8 protein-coding genes are annotated in these 12,721 nt (G+C 50.4%); 4 read left to right on the top strand and 4 right to left on the bottom strand.

The features are described from left to right. Window positions 1-491: 491 nt before the first annotated feature. The 4 genes from B160_RS0113425 to B160_RS0113410 all read left to right on the top strand — a co-directional run bounded on the left by B160_RS0113425 (window position 492) and on the right by B160_RS0113410 (window position 3,504). A complete protein-coding gene (locus B160_RS0113425; RefSeq protein WP_018628440.1) occupies window positions 492-1,769 on the top strand; it encodes a Gfo/Idh/MocA family protein in 1,278 nt (425 codons plus the stop codon). Between the two features lie 26 nt (window positions 1,770-1,795). Next, window positions 1,796-2,614: a sugar phosphate isomerase/epimerase family protein gene (locus B160_RS0113420; protein WP_018628439.1), complete on the top strand. Its 819-nt coding sequence runs from the start codon at window positions 1,796-1,798 to the stop codon at window positions 2,612-2,614. A gap of 75 nt (window positions 2,615-2,689) precedes the next feature. Then, on the top strand, window positions 2,690-3,061 hold the full coding sequence (locus B160_RS0113415; RefSeq protein WP_018628438.1) for a DoxX family protein: 372 nt from the start codon (window positions 2,690-2,692) through the stop codon (window positions 3,059-3,061). A gap of 107 nt (window positions 3,062-3,168) precedes the next feature. After that, window positions 3,169-3,504, top strand: coding sequence for a hypothetical protein (locus tag B160_RS0113410; protein WP_018628437.1), 336 nt, complete (start codon window positions 3,169-3,171; stop codon window positions 3,502-3,504). 183 nt (window positions 3,505-3,687) lie between these two features. On the opposite strand, the gene B160_RS0113405 is transcribed toward B160_RS0113410, so the two are convergent. From B160_RS0113405 to ppk1, 4 genes are all read right to left on the bottom strand, one after another. Next, the gene (locus tag B160_RS0113405) at window positions 3,688-6,093 is read right to left on the bottom strand and encodes a GAF domain-containing protein (RefSeq protein WP_018628436.1); all 2,406 of its coding nucleotides are present in this window, start codon (window positions 6,091-6,093) and stop codon (window positions 3,688-3,690) included. 5 nt (window positions 6,094-6,098) lie between these two features. Further along, window positions 6,099-9,698, bottom strand: a complete 3,600-nt coding sequence (locus tag B160_RS0113400) for a BamA/TamA family outer membrane protein (RefSeq protein WP_018628435.1) — start codon at window positions 9,696-9,698, stop codon at window positions 6,099-6,101. Between the two features lie 150 nt (window positions 9,699-9,848). Further along, window positions 9,849-10,682, bottom strand: coding sequence for an SdiA-regulated domain-containing protein (locus B160_RS0113395; protein ID WP_018628434.1), 834 nt, complete (start codon window positions 10,680-10,682; stop codon window positions 9,849-9,851). After that, a complete protein-coding gene (ppk1, locus tag B160_RS0113390; RefSeq protein WP_018628433.1) occupies window positions 10,679-12,706 on the bottom strand; it encodes a polyphosphate kinase 1 in 2,028 nt (675 codons plus the stop codon). Before ppk1 ends, B160_RS0113395 begins: the two co-directional genes overlap by 4 nt. Window positions 12,707-12,721 lie beyond the last annotated feature (15 nt).

The raw sequence follows: 12,721 nt of genomic DNA, 5'->3' as shown, positions 1-12,721 counted from the left end.
GCCCATGGCTCTCTGTTGCTCTTTTGGACGTATAAACGGGTTGAAACCCGTTCTTGCCGGATCTTCCGAGGCCATGCCTCTTTTGCTAAAATGATCGTTGAACCCCGCTTTTTATAGATGACGGCTATAGCGAAGCCCCAAGTAGAGACGATAAAAAGCTGGTACCTTTTAATGGTTATACGAATTCTCCCGGATCGTTTCTAAACAGTTTCTAAGAAGCATCAAGGCTTTTATAGCTTCCTTCGTGGTTCTCCGGGCCTTTGAGACTTTGTGGTTTTCATTGCCAGGTCACCAGGAAGCACAAAGGCCTTTTATTGCCGTAGAGAGCCCAGCGCTATAAAAAATGTTATGCCTCCGTCCAAAAAGGTCTTCACGGGAATTTACGTTCATTTCAGTAGCTTTGGAAAGTCAGATACTATTTGAAATAAAACAACAGGCAAGGCCCTTTTTATAAACGATTTGGTACCGCCTGCTTATGCCATTCAAAAAAAATGAAACGAAGAAATTTTATCAGTCAGAGCGCAAAGGGTGCACTTGCGTTCACCATTATCCCCCGTTCTGTTTTGGGGGGTAACGGGTTTGTTGCGCCCAGCGACCGCATCAACCTGGGTTACATTGGCGCCGGGAAACAATCGCACGGACTTGTAAATGCCATCAATGGTCCCAAAGAGACCCTGGTGCTGGCCGCCTGCGATGTGTATGAAAAAAAACTGGAACACTTTATCGGGCTGGCCCAAAAAGCCAATGAAAAAAAAGTAGCCACAAATGTAAAGGGCTACAAGCACTATCGCGAATTACTGGATCGAAAGGATATTGATGCCGTTGTGATCGCTACGCCTGATCACTGGCATGCACAAATTGCAATAGACGCGGCCCGGGCGGGTAAGGATATTTATTGTGAAAAACCACTGGCGCTCACAATTGCCGAAGGACGTGCCATGGTAAATGCCACGCGTAAATACAAACGCGTTTTTCAAACCGGCAGTATGCAGCGTTCTTCCTTCAACTTCCGGCAGGCAGCGGAACTGGTGGCAAATGGCTATATCGGAAAAATACGCGAGGTCAATGTTTCGGTAGGCGAACCGGTAAAACAATGCGACCTGCCTACGGAGCCTGTTCCCGATGGACTGGATTGGGATCTTTGGATCGGGCCTTCCTTGTACCGGGGGTTCAACAAGGTGCTGGCGCCTCCGCTGGAATCGAAGGACTGGGCCTGGTGGCGCGGATACCGGGGCTTTGGCGGCGGCCTGATCACAGACTGGGGAGCGCATATGTTTGATATTGTACAATGGGCCCTGGGAATGGACAATTCAGGACCCGTGCAATTTACTCCGCCAAAAGAGCCCGCAGCAAAGAATGGGCTGTCGTTTGTTTACGCAAACGGGATAAAAGTGCATCACAAGAACTGGGGTGAGGGAAATGCCATCCAGTTCCTGGGCGATAAAGGAAAGATCGAAGTAAGCAGAGGATTTCTGCGGACCAATCCTGAAAACCTGGCCTCCCTGAAATTCAGGACCGGCGACAAACGGTTGTATTTTAGCGATAACCATTACCAGGACTGGGTAAATGCAATAAAAAAACGATCCAGACCGATCTGCGACGTGGAAGTCGGGCACCGGACCGCTACCGTCTGTAACGCCGTAAATATCGCTTACGAATTGCAAAAAGATCTGAAATGGGATCCGGTAAAAGAGGCTTTTGACAATCCCTATGCCAATATCATGCGCAGCCGCCCTTACCGGGGTGGATGGGACTTTACAAAATTTTAGGGGAACGTCCTTAATATATCTGCAATATGACGGCAACATATTCCTCAGAAACCGGGCCTCAGAAGTCCGGTTTTTTAAATAAGAACGCTATTCCTCTGGGGGTTCAGCTATGGTCTGTAAAGAACGACCTGGCCCTGGATTTTGACGGATCGCTGAAAATGCTTGCAGAAACAGGATTCAGTTTTGTGGAGACTGCAGGGTACGACCCGGGAAGCCGGACCATTTTCGGGTTGCAGCCGGGCGTTTTTGTGCAAAAGATCAGGGCCGCCGGAATGCAGTGCATCAGTGCGCACGCACCCGTATCGGCAGCCACCATCCCGCAGGTTTCAGAAACTTTTGCCACAACGGGCATCCAATACCTGATCACATCCCTCTATCCGGATGAACGCCGGACGGCGGAAGACTATTACGCAATCGCAGCCAGCTATAATCGCATCGGGAGCATCGCAAAGCGCGGAGGTATTCAATTCGGGTATCACAATCACCATTTTGAGTTTGCCCACCTGCAGGGCGAATGCCCTTTTGATATCCTGTTGAACAATACTGATCCGGAACTGGTGGTCTTCGAATCAGACCTGGGCTGGATGGTACAGGCGGGCCAAGCGCCGGAGACCTGGTTTGCGGCATATCCCGGCCGTTTTCCCCTGTGGCATTTCCGGGATGTGGATGCAACCGGGCAACCGGTAAATGCGGGAGCCGGCATCATCGACTTTCAGGCCCTGCATCTGCAGAAAAAACAGGCGGGGTTTTTGTATGGAATTGTAGAAACGCCCTCTGCAGCAACGGACGGAATGGACCGGGTGCGGACCAGCTTTAATTATTTAAAAGAAAAAAGGCTTTATTAGCGGCTGCCCGAAAAACCAGACATCACGTTGTTGCCTCGGCTGATGATTGAACGATCACCGCTAAAAACCCTCAACATGAAAATTGTTAAACAGATCCTCTTTACACTTTTCGCATTGATGTTCATCAATGCCGGCCTCAACAAGTTTTTTAATTATATGCCGGCGCCCAAGCCCACGGAGGGGCAAATGGAAGCTTTTGGTGCAATGATGAAGCTGAAGTGGCTGATTCCGCTGCTGGGGCTCATGGAAATTACCGGCGGGCTGCTGGTCATCTTCCCCAAAACACGGGCCCTGGGGGCGCTGATCCTCTTCCCGATCCTGACGGGCATCTTCCTGCATCATACGACGATGGACCCTTCCGGGCTGCCGGTTGCTGCCGCCCTACTGGTTGTTCTTATCTGGATCATACTGGACAACCGGAAAAAATACCAGGTAATGATCGGCTGATGGGTTCTTCTCCGTCATTGCCCCTGTGCCGGCCATCGTGGCAGATCATCTGCTAAATACCGGTTTAAAGGAGTACCTTTGATCTGCTCTATCAAAATATTCCTGTTATGAATTCCCAGACCCCCCTTTACAGTTACGATACGCTGAGTGAAGCAGTAGATGACCTCATCCGCCGAGGATATACGGAAGATTTCCTGGCTATGGAGAACAAGGATTGCCTTTATTGCAACAAACACTCCCTGGAACTTTCACCCGATGATTTTGAGATCGATGAGATCTACCGTTTTGAAGGGATGACGGACCCGGCCGACGAAAGCATCGTTTTTGCGATCTCATCTCAAAAGCATAACGTCAAAGGCACCGTGATCAATAGCTTTGGTGCGGAGTTCGGATACCGCTCGTCCAAGCTGGTGGAACACCTGAAGCATCACAGGGGTGGTTAATTTTTAAACGTGAATACGATTGTGGGGTTCTCTTTTAACCGCAAGGGATCTTTGCGGATCCTTTGCACACTTCGCGGTTCATTTTAACTGCAAGGAACGCGTTAAGACAGATAACACCGTTCGCTTCCGCCGCGGCCTTCATGGCTCACTTTCCGGAGATTCCTTTTACATCAATCCCTCGCATCATAAGAGCCGCTGCGGTTCTTCGCTGTCAATTTCATCCTGTACCGGTTCATTGACCTGCTCCATGTTGACGCCTACCCGCAGGGCCCGTAACCCGGTAACGCCCTGCAGCTCCTCCAGCTCCACCACCTCAAGGTCATCCAGCAGCAGTTGCTGATCCTGCAGATAAGCAATATAATCGCGGTACTCCCGGGTTTCACTTTCATTCAGATATACCAGCGCTATCTTACCCGGTTGTGTAAGCCGCTCCCCGGTATTTAGTATCCGGACCTTGTCGATCCTTTTTTTTATCACCTGGTAACGGATATTGTAGCTTCCCTCCACATCAAACTTGTGCTCGTCCTGCCGGAAAACGATATCGATGGGTGCCGAGCGGATATAGATCAGCTGGGTGGTCTCCAACGGTATCTCCAACCGGGGCAGGAGGGTATGCGTTTCCCGGGCGATCTCCGCCATTACCTGCAGCTGCCGCAGCCGGAGGTTTTGCAGGTAATACCTGCTGAAGGGTTTTTGCGGGGCAATGTCCTGACCCACATAAATATCAAACTCAAATCCATCGGTCCTGAATTTTTCAAAATAATACGGGTAAAAGGTCTGCAACTCCCTGTTAAACTGTTCCAGGGAATTATTGATCACGTTGTTGATCGTCTTCAATGCACTGTCAAACACCCTTATATTTTTCAGGGCATTTCCCGTACTTGCTTCCACTTCCTCCAGGTAGGGCTGGATGAGCGGCTGCAGCGCTCCGTCTTTTTCATTCAGGTCCTGCAAAAACGGGGTGATCTTATTTTCCAGGAATTCGTTCAGCTTTCCATAGTCAGAATCGCGGATATCCTGATGGATCCCCGAGCGCCATTTATTGCATTTCGCAATCATATCATCCACCAGCACCAGTCCGGTTTTTTTCCGGATGCTTTCCAGCAGCTTTATCAGGAGCTCCAGCCGGAAGGCGGCATCCGCGGCCATGGCTTTATTGCGCTCTATGGTTGAGTTGCGTATATCGATCGCCCCATATAAAGGAAAAACGTTTTTAAAAGAGATCTTTTCTATCGGCCGTTTTTGGTCGGACAGCCGGTTCTCCCGCAGATAATTCCATGCCGCTTCATTGAACTTCCATTGTACGGCCGGTTGCAGCGCTGTAAATTTATCCTTTACGATATTGTCCAGGTGATTGTTAAACTCATCGATGGAGTTTTTGAGCAACTGCGCAATTACCGGTATAGCATCCTTAAGGTTTGCAAGACGCTGCAGGTTCAATACGCCTTTTTTATAAGAATAGATTTCCAGCACACCCGCCACTTCATTGCTATGATAGATCGGGAACAGGGCATAGGCTTCAATACCCGCCATATTGAGAAATTGCAATAATTGCCGGGCGTCCTCCCCCTGCGTGGTCTCATCTATCAGCACCGGCTTGGGATGATTGAGGTACTCCTCGGCAAGCTTCTGAAAACTCTTGCCATTGTCAATGCAATGATTGGGCTGAAGCAGGATGCTGTTATTACCGCTTTCCAGCGTAAACACGAGCTTATCATTCACCCGTAAATTGGGCAGCAGTCCAAATTCGGTTTCCGGGCTGCCCATCAGCACTTTTAAGGAATGGATCACCTGTTGGGTATCTTCCTTCAGGGCAAACCCATGCCGGCTAAGCGCGATCTCCTTAATATTCTCTACGGCCTGCTCCTGTGTAATATCCGTTACCGTAATGATCGCCAGCCCCCGGAATTTGAACAACGAAAGCGGTAACTGTTTGATCCCCCGGCTCCAGTCGTAGTCATCCCCCTTAAGGTCCTTTGCCCATTCGATCAGGTTTAATGCAGGCAGCGGCCCCCTGGCAATCACATCAATAAAACGGGTATCGATATTTATTTTGAAATACCGCGGCAATCCTTTCTCCATGGAAGACAGGGCATAGCTTACCTCATTGCCGATGGGGATCTGCTGACCGTATAGCTTTTCAAAGATCACGGAGTACACAAACTCCATCCGTTTTTGCGCCATCGATTTGTCCTGCACCGATTGGATCATCGACCGGTGCAGCAGATCACTGTTGCCCTGCATCATTTCATAAAAGGCATCGGTTCCGCAGACCACCAGCGGATCCAGCGGCATGCTGATGGCCCAGATCGATTTTTGCTCTTCGGCAAGGGCCGGTTCCACCAAACAGTATATAAGCTCCAGCTCATCCTTAAAGTGCACCATTTCTTCCGGCGTCAGCTCTTCTTTTATATGCGGGTTTGCCTGTAATTTCTCCAGCACAAACTCAAAGAAGTGCTTTTTTATGGTCGTTTCGCGGCCGATCCGTTCCTTCAGGTACTGGATCAGCGGGCCGAATGAAAGTGCCGTTTCGATGCCTTCCATCCGGACCGGCTGCCACTTCGTTAAATCAAGAAATTTAGTTTGCATGGTAATTAAAATCTGAATCCGATGCTAAAATGAGGATACCAGCCTTCCCGTGAATATCCCGCCAACAGCTGCACCACAGCCATTTGCGCGGGCACAAAGTAAAGGCCACCGCCTACTCCCGTGTGAATCTTTTTGCTGCTGTATCCTGAAGCCCATACCCGGCCGGCGTCGAAGAATCCGGAAAGTCCCAATTGTCCCGGCAGAATGTAGCTTCCGATATCGGCTATTTTGATCCTTAATTGCAGGTTATTATAGAGGAGCTGTTCTCCTGCAAACCGGAATTTCCGGTATCCCAGCAGGTTCTCCTGGCCACCCAAAAACAGGGATTGATAGAAGGGTGCGTTGCCGATGGTGGCCCCGCCCCCGATCCTGTCGGACAATACCAGATTTCCTCCTTCGCCCAGTTTTTTAAATACGGATAATTCTGCCAGCACCTGGGCAAAGTCGCGCGCAGCACGGTTGAGCGCCTTGAAGCCCTGGAGCTTTATGTTGAAAAATCCGCCGGACGCCGGCAACATCTGATCATCCCTCGAATCCACTTCATAATTTAGAATAAGCCCCGTGTAGCTTTTGTTCCTGTCAACAGTTGCACTATCATACGTGCCCACCAGCGACGGGGTCGCAATGAGCTTACCCTGGTTGTCGTCCCGGTCATACCGGTAAAACTGGTAAAAAGGCGCCGCCGAAACGGCTTTTGTTTTTCCATAACGCCACCGCAGGCCGGGCACTATTTCAAAAAGCGTAAACCGTGCGCGGTAGTACCCCACTCCTTTTGATTTGTCGTACCCCGTCTCATTTCCGAGCCCGAAGAAATTCTGCACATTGTCGGGCGCCAGCAGTCTTCCCGCAACTACGATGTCCGCCTTGCCCACAGCCTGCAGCCAGTCGCTTTTAAAGCGGAAGCTGTTGGCTCCGGATGAAAACGAATGCAGGTAGGAGAATTGGTGCGCATTGGCATAGGGCGTTTTCCGGAATCCCTGGTTCACGAATCTTACACCCAGCCCCAGCATGATGCCATCATCCCGGTTGAAACCCAGGTTGGGATGGATGAAGTACCGGTTATAAAGATCGGTGGGTGCATAGGCGGTATTGCTGCTATCGCGGGACAGCCGTTTCCGTATCTGCCCGTCGGCCCCGGTAAAGGAGACCTGCCCTTTTTTTCCATATATCCGTATATTTTTTCTTCCATGAGCAATCTGGTACTGCTTTTCATCTTTGTTGCCAATGATGCGGAGCCGTATGCCGGAATGACTGTTAATGAACACACTGTCGTTTCCGGAATGGATATACAGGCGGATCTCTTTGGTAATATCAGGAGAAAAGATCCGTTGAAACAACCGGTCTGTAACCACCCCTTCCTTGTTTATTTTGTGGATCAGCACTTCCAGGCCATTGTTCTCCGCATCCGTTATCTGTACGAATTCCTTTTTATCCGATGTCTGGATATCCACCACCCTGTTATAAAAACGATAGTATGTTGTCATTGCCGCCGGAAGACGATTCCTTCGTTCTTTAAGGATCTTTAACAATTTATCGTGCCTGATGTTGTAAGAAGAGGCGGGAAGCCGTTGCAGGGCCGCTTCCAGAACAGAATCTGTAACGGCCGAAGTAAATGCGTGTACTTTTTGCATCCACTGGTCGTAATCATACTGGTTAAAGAAATTCCCGTTCAGTCCCCGGCCGGCCATAAAATAGGCATTCACTTTTTTGATCTTCCCGGAAAAATCGTGCAGGCGTGGCATAAGCGAAGGGCTGGACGCCAGGGTGGGTAATACGCCCTGTACCACGTGAAATACCTGGTCGCGATCGCGCGGTACCGGTATATACCGGCGGTCTTTTTTCTTTTTTTCATACGCCCAGCGCCACTGATCTTCATGCCGGTCCCAGTCTCCGATAAGCAGGTCCAGCAGCCGGGCATTGAAATAAGTAGTCGTGTCCACCGTATTGTCGTTATCCTTTAACAGGGCCTTGTACATTTTCCCCGTATTATCTGTTTCACCAATGGGCTCCCGCTCTTCCAGCAGGCAAACCTTATTGAAAAAATTTTCTGCATAGGGCAGCAATGCGGTGTCCGGCGCCACTACACCGATCACCGGGTTGGCATGAGGTACTCCTACCGCATCGGCAATGGGCGGTACGATCAGGGCAGAGTAAGGATGTTGACCGCTCAATGCATCGGTAATGGCGTCTTTGGCAAACGTATTTCTCAAAGCCTCCGGCAGGAGGATCTCCATATTTTTATTCACATTGCGCAGTACCCACTCCCTGCCGGACGGGCTTACCAGTCGCAGTGATTTTGTCTGAAGTCCTCCGCCTTCTTTCACCGGTGTCAATCCGCCGTCGATGGACGAAATTTTCAGTACCGGCAGTTTTGTTTCAGCGGCCCACTCTCTCCGGAAATTCTCACCAAACCAGGCGCGGTGCCCGCGCCCCGGCCGATCCAGTGCGGCGTTGGTGCGCACCACCACGCTGTCCTTTTTTGTAAGCGTAGCATTATACACCTGCGCCTCTTGCCGCCGTTTCGAAATAACCGGCAGGTTGTATGTAAATGCCTGCTGCATCGCTCCGTTTTCGAGGGCATAATAAACAATATGCAACCGGTTGCCGGCAACCAGATCCACCGTAACAAATCCACTGTTCTTTTTAGCAAAAAGGCTGTTCCGTCCCTTTTTTACGTAGGCATTTTTTGCACCGGCACCGCTCACGATCTGGACCTGTTCTCCTTTTATAAATTGCAGGCCATGCTCGTGCCCGGCCACATGCACCAGGTTCTGATGACCGCTGAACACGCTGTCGATAAGCGCTACCATTTCTTTATAGTCCGGGTGGCCCTGGTCTTCGGGATTGGGAATGCTGCTCCGGAGCAGCGGGTAAAGCGACCCGATCACCGGCAGGGGAATATAAAGTCCCCTGTTCAGGTTGGTCAGGGGGAAAATATGATCTTTAAGATTGTAATGCCCCCCATGCACTCCATAGCTCTGAAAAGGGTGATGGCAAACAAGGAAGATCATCTTATCCCGGTTGCGGTTCACGATCTCTGAAAGTTTTTCCAGGAACTCCTCCTTTGTGCTGCACTCGCAATCACCGGAAGGCTTATCATGCTGAAAAAGCCACCATTCACTGTCGAAGGCAACAACCGTTATTTCATTGGAGATGCTGATCTCCACCGGGCCGGGACATCCTTCCCCGGGAACCAGCTTCAGGTCCGGATTGTTTTGCCCGTTGATAAATGCCGCCTGTGCCCGAATCTTCTGATATCCCAGCTTCCCCATGCGATCCCAGTCATGATTGCCCGGCACAAAGAATACTTTTGCCCCGCTGCGGATCACCGGCTCGTATTGTGTCCGGAGGATCTTTTCTGCATCCCGGATCTTTGCTTCATTTTCCAGCGGCATCCCGCTGGGATAAATATTATCTCCCAGGAAGAGGACCGTTGTTTTATCTCTTATGACCTGTGCGGCGGCGGTCCCGATCACATCCGATTGATGCATATTGATCTCCCCTGCGTCACCGATAAAAATGAGACGGCTGACGATGGAATCCTGGGACTGTATCGCCTGCAGCGGCAGGGACAGCATCCAAAAAATAAATATTCTTTTAAACATGCACACGTTTGTTCTTTCCTGGTTTAACGGCTTCGCGGTCTATTCTCAACCGCAAGGAATACACAAGGGTTTCGCAAGATTCACAACGACGTACAACGCAACTCGCTTTCATCGATCATCGCCGATCTTCCGCGTGCTTTGCGGTTCACGTCATTTCCGTTCAAACTTCAAAATCGCTCCGTTGCCATCTGGTCCCCGTTCATTGCTGATGAACAGATTGCCCTCTTTATCAAATGCGATCCCCTCCGGTTGCGAAAACAGCGAGGGGCGTAATCGATGCGTTTCCGTTACCTGCCAGTTCTGATCTGCCAGCACCAGCAATTTGTTTACGGACGATAAAATATACCACTGGCCCGTTTGGGGGTTCCGCGTCAACGCGCTTGGTTTAAATGCTCCTTTATGTTTAGAGGATCCTTTGCCAGGCGCCGAAGCATCGATGGCAAACCGGTTCTTAATAGTGAGGGAATCCTTTACCTGTTCTAAAATATATCCGCTTACCTTGCCCGTCTTTTTGTCTGCAGCACACTGTTTACACAATACCACAATTTCATTGGTCGCCGGATTGGCATACAACGCCTCATATTCTCCCTCGGGCAGTGGCTTCTTCCACTCCTTTACATTTACCGCCTTTGCCAGGCTGGTTTCCTGCACCGGAAACCCGTACAGGCTCCCGTCGCTGCGCAATACAATCAGCCGGTCATTCCATACAGAAAGATCTTCATAATCTCCTTTCTTGCCAAATTTTGTTGCCACCAGATCCTTATCCCCGGGTTTAAAATGAAATACCGTTCCGCTTTCATCCTGTATGGCATAAACCGTATCGCTTCCGTCAGCAAAGCTAATACCGGAAATTTCATCCAGTACCGCCGGCATTTTCAGCGTTTCGGGGTGGGAAAGATCATACCCCGCAGGGCTTGTATATTCCTTCTGGCCCCTGCAGGCAATGGTGGCAAGACAAAACAGCAGCATCCCAAGTTTGTTCATTTTCCGTATTTTTCTTTTAAGTAAAGGTAAACACCCGTTTGCGATCTGAAACTGCTTTTGTTCCCGTGCTGCGGTATGTTCTGTGCTTCTGCTCCGACCCAAACAGCGGCGGCTGTGTCTTCCCACTGCATTTGCAGGATCGTCACTAACTCTTTTTTAAGCTCCGGATCGGATACCGGGAAACAAACCTCGATCCGCCGGTAAAGGTTCCGGTTCATCCAATCGGCCGATCCCAGGTACACCTGCGGGTCGCCGTTGTTCTCAAACAAAAAGATGCGCCCATGTTCCAGATAACGATCCACGATCCGTTTTACTTTAATCCGTTCGCTTAAGTTTTCCACACCGGGCACAACCCGGCAAATACTCCTTACGATCAGGTTCACATGCACCCCCGCACAGCTGGCTTCGTACAGCTTGGAGATCATCACCTCCTCTTCCAGATTGTTCAGCTTTATGGTAATGCCGGCGGGAAGTCCTTTCCGGGCGTGGGCGATCTCTGTGTCCATCCGCCGCAGGAACTCTTCCTGCAGGTTAAACTGGGCCACCAGCAGGGTGCTGAAAACGGAGCGTTCCTCCGGAAGCGGCTTGCGCCGTTTGGCCAGGAAGATAAAGAGCAGCTCCAGCTCCCGGAGCAGCCCCGGCTTTGCGGTAAACAGGATATGATCGGTGTAGATCCGGGCAGAGGACTCATTGAAATTGCCCGTGGAGAAAAGGCCATAATCCTTCAGGCGGCCGGCCCGGTTCACTTTAACCAGGGCCACTTTTGCATGTACCTTAAGCTTGGGAATGCTGTAAATGATCTTTACCCCTGCGGCTTTCATGGTTTTGGCCCACCGGATATTGTTTGCTTCGTCAAAGCGGGCCTTTAGCTCTACAAATGCCGTTACTTTCTTCCCGTTTTTTGCGGCAGTGATCAATGCATTGGCGATCCTCGAATCGCGGGCCACCCGGTACATGGTCGTGTACACTTCCACAACCTCCGGGTTAATGGCGGCCTCATTAAAGAAGCGCAGTACGGCGTCGTAGGAGCAGTAAGGCGTGTGCACAATGAAATCCCGCGCTGAAATACGGTCGAAGAGCGACGAAACTTCGGCAACCATGGAAAATGGTGGCTCCGGCGGGTAAAGCAGGTGCGCGGGTCTTACCGGAAACGAAAGAAAATCTTTCAGATTGTGATAATATCCGCCGGAAGTGGTATTGGCTCCCTGCAATCCATACGCATTCACGAAGGTCCGCAGCAAGGGTTGCGGCAGATCCGGCGGGTACAAAAGGCGCGTAGCCAGGCCAAAATCCCTTTTCTGAATTTCCTCCTCTATTTTTACTGCGATGTCCCCGGCATATTCATCCTGGAGGTTCAGCTCCGCATCTCTTGTAATTTTAATATTATAGGCTCCGTTTATTTTAGCATTCTTAAAAATAAAAGGCAGCTGCTGACGGATGATGTCATCGATGAAAAGCACATAGGTCGTTCCATCGTGCTCTGTATGAAGAAACCGGGATACTTTGTCGGAAGGGATGTTTACGATACAGCGGCGTTGCAGGTTGTTTTGCACCAGGTCCACCAGCATATACAGTTTGTTGTTTTCAAGAAAGACCGGTTTTGTATGCTCCAACGGTATGAGGGTGAGATAGGCCGTCAGCACATCAAAAAAATAGGATCGCGCAATAGCACCCACCTGTTCCGGAACCGGCTCATTATATACCAGCCGGATCTTTTCCCGCCCGAGCCCGGGAATGATCTCTTGCCGTAAGATGTTCCCAAACTGCTGCTGTTGCCGGTTCACCAGCGCTTTTACGGTATCAATGACGGCAACGGACTTTTCTTCACCGGCCTCCAGTTGCCCGATCGCCTTCAGAACCGGCATGCGGACACGGTAAAATTCATCCAGGTTAGAGGAGTAGATGGAAAGGAAAAAGAGCCGTTCCAGCAGCGGCACATCCGGCTTTGCAGCTTCTTCCAGCACCCGGCCGTTGAAATGTAGCCAGCTGATATCACGGTCGTTCCATTTTTGCAAATTCTTCATTGCGTATTGTTGGCC

The sequence above is a fragment of the Niabella aurantiaca DSM 17617 genome, assembly GCF_000374125.1.
Lineage (GTDB): Bacteria > Bacteroidota > Bacteroidia > Chitinophagales > Chitinophagaceae > Niabella > Niabella aurantiaca.
This window is presented reverse-complemented; position numbering and strand designations above follow the sequence as displayed.

Bases quoted from the DNA above. Each gene is read 5' to 3' on its own strand.
- B160_RS0113425 (WP_018628440.1), top strand. From the start codon at position 492: ATGAAACGAAGAAATTTTATCAGTCAGAGCGCAAAGGGTGCACTTGCG.
- B160_RS0113420 (WP_018628439.1), top strand. From the start codon at position 1,796: ATGACGGCAACATATTCCTCAGAAACCGGGCCTCAGAAGTCCGGTTTT.
- B160_RS0113415 (WP_018628438.1), top strand. From the start codon at position 2,690: ATGAAAATTGTTAAACAGATCCTCTTTACACTTTTCGCATTGATGTTC.
- B160_RS0113410 (WP_018628437.1), top strand. From the start codon at position 3,169: ATGAATTCCCAGACCCCCCTTTACAGTTACGATACGCTGAGTGAAGCA.
- B160_RS0113405 (WP_018628436.1), bottom strand. From the start codon at position 6,093: ATGCAAACTAAATTTCTTGATTTAACGAAGTGGCAGCCGGTCCGGATG.
- B160_RS0113400 (WP_018628435.1), bottom strand. From the start codon at position 9,698: ATGTTTAAAAGAATATTTATTTTTTGGATGCTGTCCCTGCCGCTGCAG.
- B160_RS0113395 (WP_018628434.1), bottom strand. From the start codon at position 10,682: ATGAACAAACTTGGGATGCTGCTGTTTTGTCTTGCCACCATTGCCTGC.
- ppk1 (WP_018628433.1), bottom strand. From the start codon at position 12,706: ATGAAGAATTTGCAAAAATGGAACGACCGTGATATCAGCTGGCTACAT.